The sequence below is a fragment of the Terrimesophilobacter mesophilus genome, from assembly GCF_014200375.1.
GTDB lineage: Bacteria > Actinomycetota > Actinomycetes > Actinomycetales > Microbacteriaceae > Terrimesophilobacter > Terrimesophilobacter mesophilus.
Genome location: NZ_JACHBP010000001.1, coordinates 885627 through 907633, shown reverse-complemented (window position 1 = coordinate 907633; position 22007 = coordinate 885627). Strand labels below are relative to the sequence as shown.

Sequence of the window (22007 nt, the reverse complement as noted above, 5' to 3'; positions counted from 1 at the left end):
TAAGGGAACCTCAGAAGGGCGCGGGTAACGATTTCTGCGTCATACCGACGCCGAACCGATCACGTACGTCGAGATCGCAGCGCGCAGTTCGGGGCTCGTGACACGTCGGCCATCGATGATGGTGCGGGCTCCGGGAACGTCCGCCGCGCGTACGGACTCGTACTCCCTGTGGTTCGCCTGCACGATCACGGCGTCCACCTGCCGGCCGAATTCGTAGTCCTCGAAACCGAGCCTCTCGAGTTCTTCCTTCGTGTACATCGGGTCGTTGACGACCGGGATTGCTCCCGCCTTCTTCAGTTCGTCGACGACGTCGAAGACTCCGGAGAACGCCGTCTCCTTCACGCCGCCGCGGTAGCTCGCGCCGAGAACAGCGACGCGCTGGCCCGTCAACGGTCCGTGGTGCTTCTCCAGCAGGGCGACCGCGTAGTTCGGCATCCCGCGATTCGCCGCCCGAGCTGCACGCACGATTGTCGCATCCGGATCATTCCACAGGTACATCTGCGGGTAGATCGGAATGCAGTGCCCACCGACCGCGATGCCCGGCAAATGGATGTGGCTGTACGGCTGGCTGTTGGACGCGTCGATCACGCCGTACACGTCGATGTTCTGGCTGTCGGCGAACCGTGCGAACTGGTTCGCGAGGCCGATGTTCACGTCGCGGTAGGTCGTCTCGGCAAGCTTGGCGAATTCGCTCGCCTCCGACGAACCGAGGTTCCACACGCCGTTACCCTGGGGCAGGTCCGGCCTCTCATCGAAGTCGATAACGTTCTCGTAGAACTCGATGCCGCGCTGGGTTGACGCCGTATCGATACCGCCGACCAGTTTCGGATACTGGCGAAGGTCGGCGAACACCCGCCCAGTGAGCACTCGTTCTGGGCTGAACACGAGGTGAAAGTCGACCCCAGCGCTAAGGCCGGACAACTCTTCGAGCATGGGTGCGAATCGATTCCTGGTGGTCCCCACCGGCAAGGTCGTCTCATAGGAGACAAGGGTTCCCGGCTTCAGGCCGCGACCGACAGACTGGGTGGCGTTATCCATCCAGCCGAAATCCGGAATTCCGTCGATGTCGACGAAGAGCGGGACAACTATCACGACCGCGTCACTGTGGGAAACGGCATCCGTCGTGTCGAGGGTCGCCGTCAGGGCCCCGGATGCGACAGCCTCCGCTAGTTTCTCCTGGAGAAACGCCTCGCCCGGGAACGGTTCTGTGCCGCCGTTGATGAGTTCGACGGTGTGCTGGTTCACGTCCGCGCCGAACACCGTGTGGCCCTTGCTCGCGAATTGCACGGCAAGCGGCAGGCCGATCTTGCCCATACCGACGACAGTGATGTTCATGGTGTTCCCTCTAGTTCAATCGGTGCGTGAGGCCGTCGGCCACCAGCTTCTCGGCGATGTCAACGACATTCGCGCCCTGCTCTAGCGTGACGATCTGGCTCGTGTCGCCGGTGAGAACGGCGTCACGGAATGCTTCGTGCTCAGCGAGGAGCGGCTCCTTCTTGTTGAGTGCGAAGCGGATGACGTCGCCCTCACTCACTCCACGAAACGCCGAGACTCCGGTCCACGTGCTCGTGCCGATTCCGTTCTCGAAGTAGGTGAGGTCTGCCGTGAGGGTATCGGCGACAAGTGCGCCCTTCTCTCCCGTCACGATCGTCGTGCGCTCCTTGAACGGAGTGAGCCAGTTCACGGTGTGGCTCACGATCGTCCCCTTGCTGAGCGTGCCGATCGCGACGAGCATGTCCTCGTGCGGTCGACCACTGCGATGCGTCGTCCGCGCGTTCACGCTCACATAACTTTGCTGGCTCACCCACGCAGTGAGGTCGATGTCGTGAGTGGCGAGGTCCTTGATCACGCCGACATCGGCGATCCTGCCCGGGAACGGCCCCTGCCGGCGCGTGGCGATCTGGTAGATGTCCCCGAGAAGGCCGTCTTCGATCCTCGAGCGCATGGACTGCAGGGCAGGGTTGAAGCGTTCGATGTGGCCGACGCCACCGACGAGATTCGCCGAGCGGAAGAGTTCCACGAGCGCGCGGGATGCCTCCGTCGTGTGTGCGACGGGCTTCTCGATGAGCGCGTGGACGCCGTGCTCGGCCAGCGCGCGGCCCATGTCGAGGTGGTACACGGTCGGAGTGGCGATCACGGCGTAGTCGACTCCAGAAAGGAATGCCTCGAGGTCCTTCGTGACCGGCCTGCCCTCGACGAACGGCGGGACGCTCTCTGCTGGATCATAGACGCCCTTGAAGTCGACGCCGTCGAGCGAATTAAGCACGCGACAGTGGTGACGCCCCATCATGCCCAGGCCGAGCACTCCCGCGCGCAGTGCTGCGGCCATCAGCTTCCTGCCTTCGCTACCTCATTCACGGCGGAGGCGATCGTCTCCAGTTCGGCGTCGCTCAGCGTCGGGTAGATCGGCAGTGATAATACCTGGCTCGCAGCGAGCTCTGTGCCCGGCAGTTCGAGGTCCAGTCCGAACGAGGGGAGTCGGTGAATCGGCGTGGGGTAGTAGACGCCGCTGCCGACGCCCCTGGCCGCAAGTTCTTCGGCGAAGCGGTCCCGGTCGTGGTCGACCACGCGGATCGTGTACTGGTGGAAGACGTGAGTCGCCCACGGCGCGATCGGCGGTGTGATGGCCCCTTCGATGCTTTCGCTCAGGAATGCGGCATTCGCCTGCCGCTTCGCCGTCCAGCCAGCGAGCTTCGTGAGCTGAACCCTGCCGATGGCGGCGTGGATATCGGTCATCCGGGTGTTGAATCCGAAGATCTCGTTCGCATAGCGCTTCTCCATACCCTGGTTGCGAAGCAGACGCATCTGCCGCGCCACTTCGTCGGAGGCTGTCGTCACCATGCCGCCCTCGCCGGACGTCATGTTCTTCGTCGGATAGAAGGAGAACGAAGCAGCGTCGCTCCACGTCCCGACGGGCTTCCCGTTCACCGCCGCAGCGTGGGCCTGGGCGGCGTCCTCGATCAGGAGGAGTCCGTGGCGCTTCGCTATTTCTTCGAGGGCCACGAGATCGGCAGGGTGCCCATACAGGTGCACCGGCATGATCGCCTTCGTGCGTGGTGTGATCGCCGCCTCAACGGCGGCGGGGTCGAGGGAGAAGTAGTCGGTCTCGATGTCGGCGAACACCGCCGTTGCCCCGGCCAGCTGCACGGCGTTCGCGGTTGCCGCAAAGCTGAACGAGGGAACGATGACTTCGTCACCCGCTCCGATGCCGACGGCGAGCATCGACATGTGCAGCGCGGACGTCCCCGAGTTCACGGCAATACAGTGACGACCATCGACGAGCGCGGAGAACTCCTGTTCGAACGCGGCGACCTCCGGGCCCTGGGCCAGCATCCCGGAGCGCATGACTCGATCGACTGCCGCCCTCTCCTCGTCGCCGATGAGCGGCCGTGCTGCGGGAATCATGAGTTCTCCACTTCGATCAATGTGTTGCTGTCGACTTGACGATATTTCTGCCCGGTGCGCGGGCAGGCCCACATGCCATCCGCCTGTTTCTCGAGCGGATGGCCCGCGCGGCCGACCCAGCCCACGCGCCGGGCGGGGTTGCCGACCACGAGCGCGAAGTCCGGGACATCCTTGACAACGGTCGATCCCGAGCCGACGAGCGCCCAAGCGCCGATAGTGAGCGGCGCTATACATACGCTCTTCGCCCCGATCGACGCGCCCTCGTGCACGGTCACGCCGACGGCTTCCCAGTCCGAAGCCGACTTCGGAGAGCCGTCCGGGTTGACGGCGCGGGGGAACTGGTCATTCGTGAACACGACTGCCGGGCCGACGAAGACCCCTGGCGAGAGTTTCGCGGGCTCGTAGACGAGCGCATAGTTCTGGATTTTGCAGTTGTCGCCCACCTCCACCCCCGTGCCGATGTATGCGCCGCGGCCGACGATGCAATTCTCACCGATATCGGCTTCTTCACGCACCTGGGCGTAATGCCACACTCGGGCTGATGCTGCGACCCGCGCGGAATCGGCGACATCGGCGGTGCTGTGGATGTTGGCGCTGATGGCGGCCATGCACGCTCCAGGAAGCTCGATGAGTGGGGTGAGTCAATCTTATTGGCTCAATTCTGTGCGGCAGGTTCTAACCCCAAATGGGGCCACTGTTATCAACGTGAAAGTTGTCAACTCTCTTGATTTTCACGCCAATTCCCCTAGTCTGAAGGGACGGGGAGTCGTGGGGTGGGGTATTCATGCGTGCTATCAAGAATGAACGACGCAGAAAGCACGCTGTCTCACGCCGACTTCTGGCAGTGATCTCCGCGAGCTTCATGATCGCCGCGGGCCTCGTCGCGGTGTCTCCGGCAACCACGGCACAGGCTTTCAGCGCCGACGAGTTCGACCGCGGCAACATCATCAGCGACGCGAATTTCTACGACGCGAATGCGATGACGGAAGCCGAAATCCAGTCGTTCCTCGACACAAAAATTGGAACCTGTGCGAACGGGAAGTGTCTCAACGTCCTGACCCAAACGACGTACAGTCGCCCCGCAGACCGGACGGTGTGTGCCGCGTATGCGGGTGCAGTCAATGAGCCGGCCTCTCGAGTGATCTTCAAGGTGCAGCAAGCCTGTGGGATCAGCGCCAAGGTATTGCTCGTCACTCTCCAGAAGGAGATGGGGCTCGTCACCTCGAAGTCGCCGACTGACTGGTCCCTCGCCCATGCCCTGGGCTATGCCTGCCCAGACTCCGCGCCGTGTGATTCGAGCAAGTCGGGTTTCTACAATCAGGTGTATCTGGGAGCGTGGCAGTTCAAGCGCTACAGCACACCGGATGTGTGGGGTGGCTTTTGGGCTGGGCAGTCCCGCACCATCCTGTATAGCCCCAGTTCCCTCTGTAGCCCCAACGGCAAATGGGTCACCATCAAGAACAAGGCGACGGCCGCCTTGTACAACTACACTCCGTACACTCCATCCGCGGCGGCGCTGGCTGCCTACCCCTATGCCGCAAGTGGTGCCGATGCGGCGTGCGGCTCCTATGGAAACCGCAACTTCTGGTTCTTCTACTACAACTGGTTCGGAAGCCCGACGGACATCCACCCTCAGGGGATCACGATCGAGCGTCAGGGTGGCGCGGATCGATTCGAAACCGCCGTTCAGATCTCCGAAGCGGCGTTCCCCGGGGACAATCCGAACGTACCCGTCGTCTACATCACCGACGGGATGAACTTCCCGGACGCGTTGAGCGCGGCGCCGGCAGCAGCGCGAGACCGCGGGCCGCTGCTCCTCGTCACATCGACCGAGCTTCCTGCTGAGGTGAAGGCGGAGATCGTCCGACTCCATCCTCAGAAGATCATCGTGACCGGGCAAGAAGGTTCGATATCGGATGCTGTCTTCACCGAGTTGAGTGCGCTGGCACCGACGACGCGGATCGGAGGAATCGATCGATTCGATACCTCGCGGCAGATCGCTGCAACATTCCCGGCTGGCACGACAAAAACGGCGTTCATCGCCACCGCAGCAATGTTCCCGGATGCACTCTCGGCGAGCGCGGTCGCCGGGGCGCTGGGGGCCCCGGTCATCCTGGTGCGCGGTACGGACACGACGGTCGACCAGCCGACGATCGACCTTCTGCAAAGCCTTGGCGTCACGAAGCTCCTCATCACCGGCGGTCCGGCAGCGGTCACGCCAGAGCTCGAGGCTTCACTTGCCCTCGTCCCCGGCGTCACGAGCGTGATCAGGTACGGTGGCGCCAACCGCTACATCGTGTCGGCCGCGACGAACCGGGCGAATTTCACGGCGAGCGATCAGATCTATGTTGCGTCCGGATACCAATTCCCGGATGCGCTCGCCGGCGCTGCCGTTGCCGGAATGAATAAGGTGCCGCTATACCTCACTCCGTCGGACTGCATATACACGAGAGTTCTCGAGGACATGGACAATTTTGGTACGACGAAGATGACTATTCTGGGCGGAACGGGGGTCATCGGTTCTGGCGTTTCCGGCTTCGCGAACTGTCACTGATGCTTTCTTCCTAGACTGGGCGAGTGAACGTTCTCGTCACCGGCGGTGCCGGATACATCGGTGCGCACCTTGTGAAGCTCCTCGTCGAGCGCAACGACACGGTGGTCGTCGCCGACGACTTCGCCACCGGTTCGGCGGCGCGCATCGGTGGGATTCCCATCTTCAAACTCAACCTTTCTTCTGACGGGGCGCCATTGGAAATAGCGGCGGCGCTTCGCGAACATCGCATCGACACTGTTGTGCATTTCGCTGCGCGCAAACAGGTCGGAGAATCTGTCGCTCGGCCGGCTTGGTACTACCGGGAGAACCTTGGCGGTCTCGCGAACGTGCTGCTCGCAATGGAGCAGGAAAACGTGCGACACCTTGTCTTTTCATCGTCGGCGTCCGTGTACGCGGCCTCAGACCTGCCGCTCGAAGAAGACTCGGTCACCGGTCCGCAGAATCCGTATGGAGAAACCAAGCTGGTCGGAGAGTGGCTCGTGAAAGACGCCACTGTCGCATGGGGACTCGACGCTGTGAACCTTCGGTACTTCAACGTCGCTGGAGCAGGTTCCCCAGAGCTCGGAGACACGGCTGCCCTGAACCTCGTGCCGATGGTGCTGAAGAAACTCGATGACGGCGAGGCGCCCGTCGTCTTCGGCGACGACTACGCGACGCCCGATGGAACGTGTGTGCGCGACTACGTTCACGTCCAGGATGTCGCGGAGGCGCATCTTGCGGCTATGGACGGGCGCGAAACACTCGGGACCGGCCATCATCTGTTCAATATCGGTACAGGAACCGGGGCGAGTGTGCGGGAGATCATCGACGCGGTCATGGGGGTGGCCGGGGTCGACATTGCGCCGGTCATTGCGGCACGCCGCGCAGGGGACCCAGCGACGGTCGTCGCCTCGGTGGAACGCATCCGTGAGAAACTCGGCTGGGTTGCTCGCTTCGGACTCGACGACATCATCACTTCGGCGTGGAACTCCCACGAATACTTCAAGAAAGCGGGACGACCATGAAACGCGCCCTCATCACCGGCATCACCGGCCAGGACGGCATGTACCTCGGCGAGCTGCTCGATCGCAAAGGCTACGAGGTCTTCGGGCTCGTGCGCGGGCAGAACAACCCGAAGGTCGCCACGGTCCGGGAAGTGCTGCCGAATGCGAAACTGCTGTTCGGCGACCTCACCGACCTGGGGTCGCTTCTTCGGGTCATCGAAACCGCAGACCCCGAAGAGGTTTACAACCTCGGCGCGATCTCGTTCGTCGCCCACTCCTGGGAGAACGCGGGAATGACGACGGATGTCACGGGCAAGGGCGTGCTCAACATGCTCGAGGCGGTGCGCATCCACGCGGGGGATGACCCAGCGAGCATCCGTTTCTATCAGGCGTCCAGTTCGGAGATGTTCGGCAAGGTGCAGGAGGTTCCCCAACGGGAGAGCACGCTCCTCTGGCCGCGCTCGCCGTACGGTGTCGCCAAGGTCTTCGGCCACTACATGACCATCAACTACCGGGAGTCGTACGGGATGCACGCCTCGAGCGGCATCCTCTTCAACCATGAGTCGCCGCGCCGTGGCATCGAGTTCGTCACCCGGAAAGTGTCCACGGCTGTGGCGAGAATTTCACTGGGATTGCAGGATTCCCTCACCATGGGCAACCTCGACGCGAGCCGCGACTGGGGCTACGCCGGCGACTACGTGGAAGCGATGTGGCGGATGCTGCAGCAGCCCGTCGCAGACGACTACGTCATCGCCACAGGCAAGACTCACACCATCCGCGACCTTCTCGACGTCGCCTTCAACCGCATCGGAATCGACGACTGGTCGACGCTGGTCAGCTACGACAAACAGTACGAGCGCCCCGCAGAGGTCGACCTCCTCATCGGTGACGCGAGCAAAGCCAGGGATGTGCTCGGCTGGGAGCCGAGCGTCGACTTCCGCGAGCTCATCGAGATGATGGTCGATTCGGACATCGCCGACCAGAAGAGTGCCAAGCCGCCGGCATTGGGTTGACATGCCCGTCGCATTCATTACCGGAGTAACCGGCCAGGACGGAACATACCTGGCGCGGGCACTCCTTGAAGAAGGCATCGACGTTCATGGCCTTGTGCGCCCGGGGTCCACCGCACCGGTGGAAGCCGGTGTGACCGTTCACGTGGCGGATGTGCGGGATGCGAAATCGCTCACCGGGATCATCGCCGAACTTCAACCGCAGGTGCTCTACCATTTGGCCGGCCAAACATCCGTTGGAGCATCCTGGAACGGCGTCCTCGACACGGTTCAGAACACGGGCGAACCGGTCGCGACAATCCTTGCCGCACTGGCCTCCAGCAGCCCGGACACCAGACTGATCAATGCGTCCAGTGCGGAAATCTTCGGGCTGGCTGGCGCCCCGCAGGACGAGTCCACCCCGGTGTCGCCGGTGTCGCCCTACGGGGCAGCGAAGGCACTCGGACACTTTCTTGTCGCCGGCTTCAGAGCCCGCGGGTTGCACGCCTCGTCCGTGATTCTCTACAACCACGAGTCGCCATTGCGCAGCGAGCGATTCGTCACCGGGAAAATCGCGGCCTCTGTTGCTCGAATTCACGCGGGACGTCAGGAGGAGCTTCTGCTGGGGGACCTCAGCAGCGAACGAGACTGGGGTTGGGCACCCGACTACGTCGACGCCATGCGGTTGGCGGCGCGCCAGGACCAACCACAGGATTTCGTGATCGGAACCGGGGTGTCCCACAGCATCCGTGATTTCGTCGTCGCCGCCTTCGCCGAAATCGGGGTAGACGACTGGGAAGCCCTCGTGCGGACCGATACGAGCCTCCTTCGCCCGGCTGACCCGGCTACCCAACGCGCCAACAACACCAAAGCCCGCGAGGTGCTCGGGTGGGCGCCAACGATGCAATTCCAGGAGATCGTGGCGGCGATGGTGCGACACCACCTCGCAACTCTGAATCGCTCGTCCTGATCACCCGAAACACTGGTGACGAACGACGGCCGGTCTGCTAGGAAGGGGGGATGCCATCAGGGCGTTCGAAGACGTATTGGAATGATGCCGCCCGCCACAATGCGGCGTGGCATGTCGCCACCGGCCACGAGAGCGAGAGTCCGGAGTTCTTCGCCAGCGGCACTTCCGAAGTCGACGAGTTCCTGGCTTTCGGGAAGATAGAACTCGGAGCGACTGACGTGCTGTTGGAGATCGGCAGCGGGGTCGGGCGGATGACACGCAGGCTCGCAGAGATCACCGGCAGCGTGACTGCGAGCGATGTCAGCGGTGAGATGCTCTCGAAGGCGCAAACCAACCTCGCCGATCTCGACAACATCCAGTACCTTGAGGTCGACGGCGACGGGACCCTCGCCTTGCCCGACGGTTCGGTGAATGTGGTGTTCTCGTACATCACCATGCAGCACGTGCCGACCGCGGCGGCACAACGACGCTACTTCTCCGAAAGCCTCCGACTTCTCGCCCCGAAGGGACGAGTTCTCATCCAGTTCCGGCGTTCCGGAATTCTTCCGCGACTACTGGATTGGGCCGGCCATCTGGGCCACCTGGTGCAAGGGCGACGTACCCTCCACAAGGCGTGGCGTGGAGCGCGAATCAACGAGAGAACGCTGCGAGCATTCGCGTCGGAGCACGTCACGGTAGATATCCTGCCGTTCAATCGCCGTCACATTTGGGTGGTCGCCAGAAAGTCCTAGGGAGCCCTGTGTTCCGATGGCAATTCTGGTCGACCGGGTTCCGTCGCGAACGCCTGGCGCCAACTGAGTTCTCTGGATGCCTTCACCGTGCAGACGACGAGGGTGAGCCATCCGAACGACACGAGGATGGCACTCTCGGCGAGCGAGGTCGTGATCATGGCCAGGAGAACGAGCGCGGGCCACGCGAACACGATGCTTCGGCGAGCGACCGCGAGCAACCAGGATCGGACGAACGCCAGGGAGACGAGAATCAGGAAGAGCGCGAGTCCTGCCACGCCCAACTGCAGGAGAACGTCGAAGAATGCGTTGGCGGCCGAATCGGGGGCGCCTCCCGGCAGCTTCTGGAACGCGACGAAGGGAACGAGGTCGCCTCGCCATGCACCGATCCAGCCCCAGCCCTGAACGGAGTGCCCGGAGACCAGGCTCATGACTCGCCGCCACAGGTTGAGCCGGTAGTCGAGATCCTTCGTCGCATCCAGAACCCCGATGATCGGCGAGCGGAACACCCACGCGAGTACGAGAACGATGACGCTCGAGCCGAGCAGTCCGAACTGCCAGAATCGGCGGTACTCCGGTGCGGCCCTGCGCAGGCCATAGAGTGCGAGGGCCGCAGCGCCGACGACGGCCGTCGCGCCGATCGCCACGGGCGACTGCGACAGCACGAGGGTGACGCCGGCGCTCACGATCGAGCCGATGCCCGTGCCTCGCCGCACCGAACGGGTCGTCCACTCGGCCCAGAACGTCACGAGAGCCACGAGGGCGATCATCCCGAGCTGATTACGCGAACCGACGATGCCCTGGATCGGACCCAGCCGGTCGAGGTCCCCGGTGATGTCGAGGAACCGAATGGGCATGTCGATGAGAAGCCCGGAGAAGATCTCCACGATGAGTGAGATTGCGATCGTCAGACGCAGGACGTCGCCGAAGGCGCGAACGATCTGGATGGTGTCCCTCAGGAGCGCTACGGATACGGCCAGGAAGCTGAAGGCGAACAAGTAGGCGAGACCACCGAGCGTCACCCACTGGTAACCGCTCCAGAACACGGAGGCGAAGGCCCAGCCGAAGAAGACCAGGAGAGAGATGGGCAGAAGGCCGTTCCACTCGATCTCGCCGCGCTTGACGATGAGAATCGCCGCCCACAACGCCAGAAGCCCGCCGAGAACGCCGAAAAATCCCGCCCATCCGATGATTTGGGTCACGGAGTATGACAGTGCAGCAACCCCGATCGTCGCCGTCGTGAGGACGGTCACGAACCGGGCGGATGAGAGGAAAGCGACGAATACGTCGAAGCGCTGGCCGGTCTTCACAACAGTTCCCGGCGTTTGGTCTTGACCGCGACGACGATGAGCAGTGCGAAGCCGTATTCGGTGATGAGCCGGCTCTCCGCGAAGGACTGTACGACGAGAGCCACGAGGACGAGCAGGGGCAGCAGGGTGATGGCGCTGTGCCGCAGTGGAGCTCCGGGCGCCTTCTGCGGGCGATCGACGGCATGCTGCCAGGCCTTGATGAGGGCCGCGCCCACGAGGGCGATGAAAACGATGAGGCCGACGAGCCCCAGCTGGAACGCGACATCCAGCCAGGTGTTGTGGGCCTGCAGCTGCCGGACGCCGGAGCGGAACACGAGATTGTGGAACGGGTCCGCCCAGGGCACCCAGTAACTCACCCAACCCCATCCGAACGCCGGGCGCTGCTGGGCGAGGTCGATGACCTTCTGCCAGATGCCGAGGCGGCCGGTGAGATCGGAACTCTTTCCGAGCAGCTCGAAGACGCGTGAGCGCAGGAGGAAGGCGATCACGACCACCGCGGCGAGCGCGGCCGTGCTCGCCGCGTAGGTGATCATCCTCCCGCGGTCGGTCTTCGCATGCCGGACGAGGAGTGCGATCACGAGCACGACGGCGACCCCGGCCAGGGCGAGCGTCACGGTCGCCGACTTCGTCATCAGGATCGTCGCGGCCGCCAGCACGATCCAGAGGATGCCCCAGCTCCGCTGCACCGTGCGGGCGGCGAGCTGGATGCCGAACACGATGAGTGCGAGCAGGGCGAGAAACCCGAGGCTGTTCGCATTGCCGAGGATGCCCTGGATGCGGCCGTCCCCGAACACGTCGAACAGCTGGTTCCGCGACCACATGAGCATGCCGGGGATCTTGTCGTACGAGTCGTAGTTGACCCCGGGCTGCCCGAAGAACGGCAGCAGCCGTTCCCGCAGGACCAGCGACACGAAGAGCTCGAACAGCAGCGAGACCCCGATCACGAAACGCAGCACGAGGCCGAGAGCGCGAAGCAGCTCAGCCCATGTGAACGTCACCGCGAGCGCGACGGCGTTGACGACGATGATCCAGGTCGTGAACAGACCGAGCGCAGTGGCGCCCGGGTAATGCGACCAGAAGATCGACACGGTCGCGAGCGCGAGGAAGGTCAGGAGCGGCAGCGGCATCCCTCCGACGCTCCACCGCGCGCGCTGCAGCCACAGCAGCCACCCGGCGAAGAACGTCAGGCCGATCGTGAGGACGCCGAAGAACCACCAGCCGAGGGTGAAGCGCACGGCGTCCCCCGCGAGCAGGGCGAAGAGGACGAGCGTGGAGAAAGCCAGGCGGATGCGCGCGTTCTCCAGCATGATCGCAAGCCTATTTGCTCGGGCATGGCCGGCCTAGTTGATAGCGTGAAGCCCACGGTCCGTCATCCCGGAAGGAGCCCCATGTTCGTGGCCATCGCCAACACCCCTCGCGACTACGCATGGGGGTCGGCGTCGGCGATCGCGGAACTGCTGGGGACGGTACCCTCCGGCGGGCCGGAGGCCGAGCTGTGGCTGGGCGATCATCCCGGTTCGCCTGCGCGCATCGTCGATCCGAATGCCGTCGGCGGCTCTGCCGACCTCGCCGCGTGGATCGCATCCGACCCCCGCAGCGCCCTCGGAGACCGCACTCGGCTTCCGTTCCTCATGAAGGTCCTCGCCGCTTCTGCTCCGCTGTCGCTCCAGGCCCATCCGACCGCCGAACAGGCGCGGGAGGGTTTCGAGCGGGAGAACGTCCTGGGAATCCCGCTCGATGCGCCGCACCGGAACTACCGGGACGCCCATCCGAAGCCCGAAGTCATCTACGCGCTCAGCGAGTCGTTCGACGCGTTGTGCGGCTTCCGCCCTCTCGACGAAGCGCGGCTCGTGCTGGTGGCGCTCGGACTCGACGAGCTGGTCCCGCGGCTGTCGGACCTCTCCGGCCTCTTCGCCTGGCTCATGGGAGGCGGCGCGGACGTCGACGATCTCGTCGCTCGCGTGTCCGACTTCGCGGCCGCCCGGTCCTCCGGCATCCGGTTGTCAGAGGACGAGGCCGGCGCCCTGGCCATCTCCGGCGCCATCGAGACCGTCCGCACGCTGAGCGCCGCGTACCCCGGCGACGCGGGAATCCTGAGCGCCCTTCTGCTCAACCGGGTCACCATGCGGCGGGGCGAGGCGTTGTACCTACCGGCCGGCAACATCCACACGTACCTCAGCGGCCTGGGCATCGAAGTGATGACGGCATCCGACAACGTGCTGCGCGGGGGACTGACCCCCAAGCACGTCGACGTCGGCGAGTTGCTGGCCGTAGTGGATTTCACGCCCGGCCCGCCGCCCTGGCTCCGGCCGAACGAGGTTTCGCCGCAACTCGGTGTCTTCCGGCCCGGTAACCCCGACTTCGTCCTCGCCCACGTGGCGGGGGACGCGGAGCTCGACCTCAGCGGCCCGGCCATCGCCTTGTGCGTTGCGGGCTCGATGACCATCCGGGGTGCGCGCTCCGAGTCGACGATCATGCGCGGCGAGGCGGTTTATGTGACGCCGGACGAACGCCGGATGACCTTTTTCGGACGCGGTGAGGTTCTTCTCGCCACGACACCCTGAGCGCGTGGCGGTGTCACGGCGCGTCGCAAACCCTCAAGTTGATGTAGAAGGTTTACGATCTGCGACTTGACCTGACCGAACTACACGAGTGTAATTAGGTAAGCAACTCGCGCTCGTCGAAGCGGCCGGACAGGGGAGGATGTGCTATGGCGCTCACAGACCATCGCAGCGGGGTCCCCGACAACTGGTATGTCGATCCGGTACTCCTCGGTGTTCCGGGGGTACGGCAGACGCCGTCGGAGGACGACAACGCGCTCGCCTGGCAGTCGGACGCACTGTGCGCTCAGACCGACCCGGAGGCCTTCTTCCCCGAGAAAGGCGGCTCGACGCGCGACGCGAAGAAGATCTGCGGGAGCTGCGAAGTGCGGGCAGAGTGCCTGGAGTACGCGTTGCAGAACGATGAGCGCTTCGGTATTTGGGGCGGACTCTCCGAGAGGGAACGCCGCAAGCTGCGCAAGCACGCGTAATTTGGTGTCGGTGCAATCAACGGCGGTGCAATCAACAGCGGTGCAGCCGAGGTCAGTGCAACCCAGGATCATCGCGGTCGTCGTCGCACGCTCGGGGGCCGACAGGCTCCAGCGGACTCTTGCCGCCATCGCCGCGCAGACACGCGCACCGGACATCCTCATCGCCGTCGACGGTTCGTCGAAGGATGGCTCCGAGGCACTGCTCTCCACCGCGGGAGCGACCCACGTTCTCACGGTCCGCGACGGGACGTCCTTCGGAAGCTCGGTCGCGCACGCCGTGAGCTTCGCGCCCCCGGTCGAGTCGGACGGAGAGTGGTTGTGGCTGCTCGGGCACGACAACGCCCCCGATCCGGATGCGCTCTCCCGCCTGCTCGGCGCCGTCGAGATCGCGCCGTCCGTCGGCATCGCGGGTCCCAAGCTCATGAGCACGGAGAACCCGGCCGTCATCTCGGAGTTCGGTCAGACCATCAGCCGATTCGGCGCGACGGTCTCGCTCGTGGACGACGAACTCGACCAGGCCCAGCACGACACGCGCGACGATGTGCTCGGGGTTTCCGCGGCAGGCATGCTCGTGCGCCGGTCGCTCTGGAGCGCTCTCGGCGGCTTCGACCCCGGACTGCCGAGCATCGACGCCTCCCTCGACTTCTCGATCCGCGCGAGGCTCGCCGGGTACCGCGTGATCCTCGTGCCGGCGGCACGAGTCGCCAGCGACGGGGGCCCGGAACTGTTCGGCCGCGGACAGTCCTCCGCCGCGCGCACATTCCGGATCGCCCGCGCCGCTCAGCTGCACAGGCGGCTCGTCTACTCGCCTGCCTGGGCGGTCGTCCTCCACTGGCTCTCCCTCGTTCCCCTCGGGGTGGTACGTGCGCTCGGCGACCTTGTCGGTAAACGCCCCAGTGCCATCGGCGGAGAACTGGGGGCAGCGTTCAGCACGGCGTTCAGTGCCGGGATAGGGGTCGCGCGACGGAACCTGAAGCGCTCGCGCACGGTCGGCTGGAGCGCGATCGCGCCACTTCGGATGCCGACATCCGAGGTCAGAGAGCGCCGCGCACAGGCACGGGAGGCCGCGCTCCTCGAGTCCGACCCCTCGAATGCGCGTGCCCTCGCGCGCACAGAGCCCCGCGCGGGTTTCGTCTCCAACGGCGGATTCTGGGTCGTCGTCCTCGTCGGCATCGTCGGTGTGCTCGCGTACGGAACCTTTCTCGGGGCGACGGCGATCAGCGGGGGAGCTTTGCGGCCGCTCTCGGCGTCGGTTCCGGCGCTCTGGGGAAACATCGGCATCGGATGGCGCGAGGTCGGATCGGGCGTATTCGGGGCGGCAGACCCGTTCGCGGCCGTGCTCGCCGTACTCGGGTCGCTCACGTTCTGGGCGCCCAGCTTCTCGGTCGTACTCGTGTACTTCCTCGCCATGCCGCTCTCGGCGCTCGGCGCGTGGTTCGCCGCGCGGCGCATCACCCGGTCGCTCTGGATGCCGGCGCTGGCCGGCATCGTGTGGGCGTTCGCGCCGCCGCTGCTCGCCGCGCTCGCATCCGGCCGGCTGGGCGCGATCGTCGCGCACATCCTGCTTCCGTGGCTCGTCCTCGCCTCCCTCGGTGCGGCGCGATCGTGGGCATCCGGCGCTGCGGCAGCCCTGCTGTTCGCGGCGGTCGCGGCGGGTGCGCCGTCGATCGTGCCCGCATTGCTCGTCCTGTTCGTCGTTCTCCTCGTCACGCATCCGACGAGGATCCACCGCACGATCGGAATCCCGATTCCCGCGATCGTGCTCTTCGGCCCGCTCGTCGTCCAGCAGATGCTCGCCGGGAACCCCCTCGGACTTCTCGCGGACCCCGGCGTTCCCCTCGCATCGGGCTCGGCGTCCGGCTGGCAGCTCGCGCTCGGTGACGCGACGGGAACGCTCCTCGGCTGGCCGGCAGCGCTCAGCAGTCTCGGCATCCCAGGCGGAGTCGCCCCCGTCCTCGTGATCGGGCTGTGTGCGCCGCTCGTCATCCTCGCGCTCCTGGCCCTCTTCCTTCCCGGAGCGCGTCGGGCGATCTTCGCCCTGTTCGTGGCGTTCCTCGGCTATGCGACGGCCGTCCTCGCCGGCCTGGTGCAGGTGGGTGCCGTGGGATCGGAACCCATGACGGTGTGGGCCGGATCGGGTCTCAGCGTGTTCTGGATGGGTCTGACGGCCGCAGCGATACTCGCCATCGGATCGCTCGGAAGAGCCGTCGTCCCGGTCTCGACGCTCGCGGGACTCGCCGCTGTCGCCCTGGCCATACCTCTGCTCGGCGCGATGTTCGTCGGGACGGCGCTCATCCATCCGTCGAACGGCCGGATCCTCCCCGCGCTGGTGTCGGCGCAGGCGGCATCGTCCCCCTCCGTCGGAACGCTCGTCGTCTCCTCGCTCGGCGAGACCGGGGTGGCTGTCCGACTGGAGCGCGGTCTCGGCGCGAGCCTCGACGACCAGTCGACGCTCGTGAGCACGAAGCGGGCACCGGACGCTCTGGACAGGAGGCTCGCCGTGCTCGCAGGCAACCTCTCCGCACGCAGCGGCTTCGACTACTCCGGCGAGCTCACCTCGCTCGGGGTCTCCTTCATCCTCGTCCCCGGCGCCCCGGATGACGACGAGACGCATCGCAGCCTTGTGGACGCACTCGACGGGAATGAGAGCCTGACCCCCGTCGGCACGACCACGACGGGCCTGCTGTGGCGATTCGAGGCATCGACGACGCCGCCATCCGTGCACCCGACCAACACGGGAACGAGCCTCGGGTCCTGGTACCTGGTGGCGCTCGGAATCGTCTTCGGGGTGACGGTGCTGCTCGCGATCCCGATCGGCGGGCGCCCCCGCGCCCACCGCAACCCGGCGCCGACGGACGAGCGCGCTGAGACATTCGACGAGGAAGAGCATGGCTGAGCGCGAATCGAAGGCACTATCGGGGCGGAGCATCGCGATCGCCGGCGCTCGCGGAGTCGTCGGGCTCATCGGGGTGGGGATCGCGGTGGCCAGCGTGGCTGCGGCGTCGCTGCTTCCGCTTCCGACCGTCGGGACAGGCCCGGGATCGGTCGTCGTGACGCCCGTCGCGGCGACACAGCAGAGGATCTGCGCCGGACCGGTCCTGCGGCTGGGAAGCGACACGGGACAACAGGCGACGACGGCCAACTCGATCGGACGGGCCGAAGTGACCCGCGCGGCGACCGTGGGGACGCCGAGCCTCGAGAACCTGGATGCGACCCAGAACGAGAAGAACGTTCCTCCCCAACGCCTGCTGCTCGAGCCTGGGGAGACCGGGGAGGAGCCCGGGATCCTGGCCGGAAGCCAGTCGCAGTTCGTGAGTGCGGACGAGTTCGTCGGCTTCGCGGCGAGCGAGTGCGCTGCACCGAGCTCCGACAGCTGGCTCGTCGGCGGGTCGACGCTCACCGGGCGCACGACGCTTCTCGCACTCACGAACCCGAGCAAGGTCAGCTCGACGGTGAATCTCACCGTGTATTCGGAGAAGGGCACGGTGGCGGCATCCGGAACCGACGGGATCATCGTTCCCCCGGGCGGGCAGCGCGTGTTCTCGCTCGCCGCGTTCGCGCCGGATATCGCGAGTCCCGTCGTGCACGTCGTGAGCACGGGTGGACAGGTCACGGCGACCCTGCAGCAGTCCATCCTCCGCACGCTCACGCCGGGTGGCGTCGACGTCTTCGGGGTCGGAACCCGTCCGTCGAGGCTCACGGTGATCCCCGGAGTGGTGACCGTCGGGCACCAGTCAGTCGAAGCGGCCTCGAGTCTCGGCGGGTACGGCGACCTCGTCGGAACGCTCCGGGTCCTCGTTCCCGGGACCGGATCGACGGATGTCACCGTGTCAGCGATCCCCGAGGGGGCATCCGGCGCTGCGAGCAGCTCCACCCTCACGCTCGAGGGCGGCATCGTGACCGACTTCCCGCTCGGCGACTTCCCCGACGGGACCTGGACGCTCACAGTGGCGAGTGAACGGCCGGCCGTCGTCGGTGCGAGGTCGTCGACCGTGACGCTCGCAGGGGATCCGGAGAAGAGCCTGGCTTCCGGAGCCCCGCCTGTCGTCGTGTCCACCGACTTCGCCTGGTTCGTCGGAGCACCGGAGCTCGACGGGCGGGCTCTCGTGAGCATTGCGCCCGGCCCATCCCCCCGACTCCACCTCGTGAACACCGGCACGGAATCGACGTCGGTCGCCATCGATCCGCTCTCGGGCGGTGGGACGACCGTGACGATCGACGCTGGGGCGGCCGTCGCCGTCCCCGTCGCCCCGGCGACCAGCTACACCCTCAGCGGGATGACGTCGGTGAGGGCGTCCGTGAGCTATCTGGGCGATGGAAGGCTCGCCGGGTTCGTCGTGAGTCCGCCAGGTCGCGCATCGCAGCCGGTGACGGTCTTCCACCAGTACGGCTAGAAGTGGCGGAAGCGCTCCGGCGCGAGATCCCACGGGTCCTTGCCGAGCAGCTCGGCGACCGCCCGGAAGACGCAACTCTCCACCATCATCCGGCGGTGCAGGTCATCGTTGCGGTGAAGCCTCGCGAGTCGCTCGATCGGCAGGCGATACAGGATGATGCGCCGCTCGCGCGGTACCACGAGCCACCGACGGATGCGCCGGGAACCGGATTCCGACGACGGCACGGCAGCGATCTCGACACGCACGTCTGCGAGCTCCGCCGGCCACAGGTCCTTCAGGTACTCCGCCGTCGCCGCGACGGTCGCCTCGAAGATGTTCGCCCTCGTATGCAGCAATGGCAGCCTCGGGCCGGTGACCGATGCGCGGATGCCGCGCCCGTGACGGTCGCGCGAGCCGGTTCGCGACGACCGGCCGGACACGGTGCGGCGAGCGTGGACCATGACGCCATTCTACGGCGGGCGCGGTGAGGCGGTATTTCGCGCGGCGGGGTTCCATCGCGTGTCGCTCCGCGGTCGCTAGGGTGGGATCACAATGGACGATCGGCTGTGCAGCAAGGTCGCGTGCGGACGCGTGGCAGTATCGACCCTCACCTACGTCTACGCGGATTCGATGGCCGTGCTCGGCCCCCTGAGCCAGAGGCCGGAACCGCACACCTATGACCTGTGCGCGAAGCACTCCGAGCGGCTCTCCCCACCGCGTGGTTGGCAGGTTTTGCGTCACGTAGCATTGGGGAATGAGTTCTAGCCCTGACTTGGATGCCTTCGTCAAGACGTACGACGTTCGGGGACTCGTCGGATCGCAACTCACCGACGAGGTCGTCTCGGCCATCGGCGCCGCATTCGTCGACGAGATCGGCGCCAGCGGCAAGGACGTCGTCGTCGGGCACGATATGCGCGACTCGTCGCCGGGCTTCGCGCGCGCATTCGCGGAGGGCGCCCGGGCACGCGGTGCCGACGTCGTCGCCATCGGGCTGTGCTCGACGGATGAGAGCTATTTCGCCTCCGGGAGCATGAACGCCGCGGCCGCGATGTTCACCGCGAGCCACAATCCGGCCACCTACAACGGGATCAAGCTCAGTCGAGCCGGCGCGCGGGGCATCAGCCTCGACACCGGGCTCGCGGCCATCCGCGACCGGGCGAAGGAGTACCTCGCCTCCGGCATCCCGCCGCTGGCCACGCAGGGTTCGTACCGCGAGGCCGACGTTCTCGCCGACTATGCGTCCTACCTCCGCGGGCTCGTCGACCTGTCCGGCATCCGGCCGCTGCGCGTCGTGGTGGATGCCGGAAACGGAATGGGCGGGATGACCGTGCCCGCAGTGCTCGGCACCGCCGCCGGCCTGCCTGCGCTTCCCCTCGACCTGATCCCGCTGTACTTCGACCTCGACGGCACCTTCCCGAACCATGAGGCGAACCCGCTCGAGCCGGCGAATCTCGTCGACCTGCAGAAGGCGGTCGTCGAACACCGCGCAGACCTCGGGCTCGCCTTCGACGGGGATGCAGACCGCTGTTTCGTGATCGATGAGCGCGGCGAGCCGATGAACCCGTCCGCCGTCGCCGCCGTGGTCGCTGTGCGCGAGATCGCGCGAGCGCGAAGTCTCGGCGAGGACGGCGAGCTGTACATCATCCACAACCTCATCACGTCCCGGATCGTGCCGGAGACGATTCTCGCGGCCGGGGCGGTTCCCGTGCGCACGCGTGTCGGACACTCGCTCATCAAGGACGAGATGGCGGCGACGGGAGCCGTGTTCGGCGGGGAACACTCCGCCCACTACTACTTCCGGGATTTCTGGGGGGCGGACAACGGCATGCTCGCGGCCATGCACCTTCTCGCGGAGTTCGGCGCCCAGGACGGGCCGCTCTCGGCGATGTCGCGCGATTTCACCCCGTACTCGATGAGCGGGGAGTTGAACTCGGTGGTCACGGATGTCCCGGCGGCATACGAGCGCATCGTCACCGCTTACTCCGACTCGGACTTCGACGAGCTGGACGGTCTCACCGTGAGCGGGAACTCCGAGGGCGCGTTCTGGTGGTTCAACGTTCGCCCATCGAATACGGAACCGCTCTTGCGGCTCAATGTCGAGGCGGAGACCGTTCCGCTCATGGAGCGCGTGCGGGACTCCGTGCTGTCGCTCATCCGATCCGTGCACTAGGGGCCCACACGTTGGAGAATGACCTCATGACCGTGACAACCGCGCTCCCGTTCAAAGTCGCCGACCTTTCGCTCGCGGAGGCGGGCAGACACCAGTTGCGTCTCGCCGAGCACGAGATGCCCGGGCTCATGGCTCTGCGCGAGGAGTTCGGTCCGAGCCGCCCGCTCGCCGGTGCCCGCATCGCCGGAAGCCTGCACATGACGGTGCAGACGGCCGTGCTCATCGAAACTCTCGTGGCCCTCGGCGCCCAGGTGCGCTGGGCGAGCTGCAACATCTTCTCGACGCAGAATGAGGCCGCAGCGGCCGTCGCGGTCGGGCCGACCGGAACGCCGGGCGCGCCAGCGGGAGTGCCGGTCTTCGCATGGAAGGGCGAGACCCTCGAGGATTACTGGTGGTGCACCACGCAGATCTTCGACTGGAGCGTTGAAGCCGCTGCCGCGGGCGCCGACTGGACCGGGCCCAACATGATCCTCGACGACGGCGGCGATGCGACGCTGCTCGTGCACAAGGGCCGCGAGTTCGAGCTCGTGGGCGCGGTTCCGGATGCCGAGCCGGGCGACAGCCACGAATGGCGGGTCATTCTCGACACGCTTCGTGCATCGCTGGCGACGGATCCCGGACGCTGGACGCGCATCGCGGAGGACATCCGGGGCGTCACGGAGGAGACGACGACGGGCGTTCACCGCCTGTACGAACTCGAGAAGTCCGGCGACCTGCTCTTCCCTGCGATCAACGTCAACGACTCGGTGACGAAGTCGAAGTTCGACAACAAGTACGGCATCCGGCATTCTCTGCCCGACGGGCTGAACCGGGCCACCGACGTGCTCATCGGCGGCAAGGTCGCGTTCGTGGCCGGCTACGGTGATGTCGGCAAGGGCGCCGCGGAGGCGCTGCGCGGCCAGGGTGCGCGCGTGATCGTGAGCGAGATCGACCCGATCAACGCGCTGCAGGCGGCCATGGACGGATTCCAGGTCGCGCGCATCGAGAGCGTGCTCGATGAGGCCGACATCTTCGTGAGCGGCACGGGCAACCAGAACGTGATCACGGTCGAGCACCTGCTGGGCATGAAGCACCTGGCGATCGTCGCGAACGTGGGTCATTTCGACGATGAGATCGACATGGCGGGACTCGAAGCGCTCTCCGGGGCGGAGAAGGTCGAGATCAAGCCCCAGGTTCACGAATGGCGGATGCCGAACGGGCGCAGCGTGCTCATCCTCTCCGAGGGGCGCCTCATGAACCTCGGAAACGCGACGGGACATCCGTCGTTCGTCATGAGCAACTCGTTCACGAACCAGGTGCTCGCCCAGCTGGAGCTTTTCGCAGAGGACTACCCGCTCGGCGTGCACGTCCTGCCGAAACTGCTGGACGAGAAGGTGGCACGGCTCCACCTCGATGCCCTCGGTGTCGAGTTGACGACCCTCACCCCTGAGCAGTCCGCCTACCTCGGCGTCCCGGTGAACGGACCCTTCAAGTCCGACCACTACCGCTACTAGG

General features: G+C 65.8%; 19 protein-coding genes. 12 read left to right on the top strand and 7 right to left on the bottom strand.

The window, feature by feature from the left end:
- Nucleotides 1-39 precede the first annotated feature (39 nt).
- Genes BKA04_RS04485 through BKA04_RS04470 form a run of 4 tightly spaced genes read right to left on the bottom strand, consistent with a single transcriptional unit; the run spans nt 40 to nt 4013 of the window.
- A complete protein-coding gene (locus BKA04_RS04485) occupies nt 40-1335 on the bottom strand; it encodes a nucleotide sugar dehydrogenase (protein WP_104095336.1) in 1296 nt (431 codons plus the stop codon).
- A 10-nt stretch (nt 1336-1345) separates the two neighbouring features.
- Nucleotides 1346-2329: a Gfo/Idh/MocA family protein gene (locus BKA04_RS04480; protein ID WP_174719813.1), complete on the bottom strand. Its 984-nt coding sequence runs from the start codon at nt 2327-2329 to the stop codon at nt 1346-1348.
- Nucleotides 2329-3405: a DegT/DnrJ/EryC1/StrS family aminotransferase gene (locus BKA04_RS04475; RefSeq protein ID WP_104095334.1), complete on the bottom strand. Its 1077-nt coding sequence runs from the start codon at nt 3403-3405 to the stop codon at nt 2329-2331. The genes BKA04_RS04480 and BKA04_RS04475 overlap by 1 nt, the downstream gene beginning before the upstream one ends.
- Entirely contained in the window at nt 3402-4013 is a 612-nt protein-coding gene (locus BKA04_RS04470; RefSeq protein WP_104095333.1) for an N-acetyltransferase, read from the bottom strand. The genes BKA04_RS04475 and BKA04_RS04470 overlap by 4 nt, the downstream gene beginning before the upstream one ends.
- A 236-nt stretch (nt 4014-4249) precedes the next feature.
- Here BKA04_RS04470 and BKA04_RS04465 point away from each other — a divergent pair, with 236 nt between their 5' ends.
- Genes BKA04_RS04465 through BKA04_RS04445 form a run of 5 tightly spaced genes read left to right on the top strand, consistent with a single transcriptional unit; the run spans nt 4250 to nt 9632 of the window.
- Entirely contained in the window at nt 4250-5959 is a 1710-nt protein-coding gene (locus BKA04_RS04465; protein ID WP_167309666.1) for a cell wall-binding repeat-containing protein, read from the top strand.
- Nucleotides 5960-5982: 23 nt separating this feature from the next.
- On the top strand, nt 5983-6963 hold the full coding sequence (gene galE / locus BKA04_RS04460) for a UDP-glucose 4-epimerase GalE (RefSeq protein WP_104095331.1): 981 nt from the start codon (nt 5983-5985) through the stop codon (nt 6961-6963).
- Nucleotides 6960-7955 (top strand): GDP-mannose 4,6-dehydratase, encoded by a 996-nt coding sequence (locus BKA04_RS04455; RefSeq protein ID WP_104095330.1) that lies wholly within the window; start codon nt 6960-6962, stop codon nt 7953-7955. The genes galE and BKA04_RS04455 overlap by 4 nt, the downstream gene beginning before the upstream one ends.
- Nucleotide 7956: 1 nt before the next feature.
- Nucleotides 7957-8901: a GDP-mannose 4,6-dehydratase gene (locus tag BKA04_RS04450; RefSeq protein WP_104095329.1), complete on the top strand. Its 945-nt coding sequence runs from the start codon at nt 7957-7959 to the stop codon at nt 8899-8901.
- Between the two features lie 50 nt (nt 8902-8951).
- Complete coding sequence (locus tag BKA04_RS04445; protein ID WP_104095328.1) at nt 8952-9632, top strand: class I SAM-dependent methyltransferase; 681 nt, start codon at nt 8952-8954, stop codon at nt 9630-9632.
- On the opposite strand, the gene BKA04_RS04440 is transcribed toward BKA04_RS04445, so the two are convergent.
- Nucleotides 9629-10939, bottom strand: coding sequence for an O-antigen ligase family protein (locus BKA04_RS04440; protein WP_104095327.1), 1311 nt, complete (start codon nt 10937-10939; stop codon nt 9629-9631). The two genes, BKA04_RS04445 and BKA04_RS04440, sit on opposite strands and share 4 nt — an antisense overlap.
- Nucleotides 10936-12246 carry an O-antigen ligase family protein gene (locus tag BKA04_RS04435; RefSeq protein WP_104095326.1) on the bottom strand — a complete coding sequence of 437 codons (1311 nt, stop codon included), beginning with the start codon at nt 12244-12246 and terminating at the stop codon, nt 10936-10938. The genes BKA04_RS04440 and BKA04_RS04435 overlap by 4 nt, the downstream gene beginning before the upstream one ends.
- Nucleotides 12247-12327: 81 nt before the next feature.
- On the opposite strand from BKA04_RS04435, the gene manA reads away from it, so the two are divergent.
- The 4 genes from manA (at nt 12328) to BKA04_RS04415 (ending at nt 18364) form a co-directional block, all read left to right on the top strand.
- Nucleotides 12328-13503 carry a mannose-6-phosphate isomerase, class I gene (manA, locus tag BKA04_RS04430; RefSeq protein WP_104095325.1) on the top strand — a complete coding sequence of 392 codons (1176 nt, stop codon included), beginning with the start codon at nt 12328-12330 and terminating at the stop codon, nt 13501-13503.
- A 146-nt stretch (nt 13504-13649) separates the two neighbouring features.
- The gene (locus tag BKA04_RS04425) at nt 13650-13970 is read left to right on the top strand and encodes a WhiB family transcriptional regulator (protein WP_104095324.1); all 321 of its coding nucleotides are present in this window, start codon (nt 13650-13652) and stop codon (nt 13968-13970) included.
- Nucleotides 13971-14025: 55 nt separating this feature from the next.
- A complete protein-coding gene (locus BKA04_RS04420) occupies nt 14026-16866 on the top strand; it encodes a glycosyltransferase family 2 protein (RefSeq protein WP_167309665.1) in 2841 nt (946 codons plus the stop codon).
- On the top strand, nt 16859-18364 hold the full coding sequence (locus tag BKA04_RS04415) for a DUF5719 family protein (protein WP_104095322.1): 1506 nt from the start codon (nt 16859-16861) through the stop codon (nt 18362-18364). Before BKA04_RS04420 ends, BKA04_RS04415 begins: the two co-directional genes overlap by 8 nt.
- Here BKA04_RS04415 and BKA04_RS04410 read toward each other — a convergent pair.
- Complete coding sequence (locus BKA04_RS04410; RefSeq protein WP_104095321.1) at nt 18361-18804, bottom strand: metallopeptidase family protein; 444 nt, start codon at nt 18802-18804, stop codon at nt 18361-18363. The two genes, BKA04_RS04415 and BKA04_RS04410, sit on opposite strands and share 4 nt — an antisense overlap.
- Nucleotides 18805-18895: 91 nt before the next feature.
- On the opposite strand from BKA04_RS04410, the gene BKA04_RS04405 reads away from it, so the two are divergent.
- From BKA04_RS04405 to ahcY, 3 genes are read left to right on the top strand one after another with little or no spacing between them, the layout of a single operon-like run.
- Complete coding sequence (locus BKA04_RS04405) at nt 18896-19108, top strand: DUF3499 family protein (protein ID WP_104095320.1); 213 nt, start codon at nt 18896-18898, stop codon at nt 19106-19108.
- A complete protein-coding gene (locus BKA04_RS04400) occupies nt 19098-20513 on the top strand; it encodes a phosphomannomutase/phosphoglucomutase (protein ID WP_104095319.1) in 1416 nt (471 codons plus the stop codon). Before BKA04_RS04405 ends, BKA04_RS04400 begins: the two co-directional genes overlap by 11 nt.
- 26 nt (nt 20514-20539) lie before the next feature.
- A complete protein-coding gene (gene ahcY / locus BKA04_RS04395) occupies nt 20540-22006 on the top strand; it encodes an adenosylhomocysteinase (RefSeq protein ID WP_104095318.1) in 1467 nt (488 codons plus the stop codon).
- The last annotated feature ends 1 nt before the right edge of the window (nt 22007 follow it).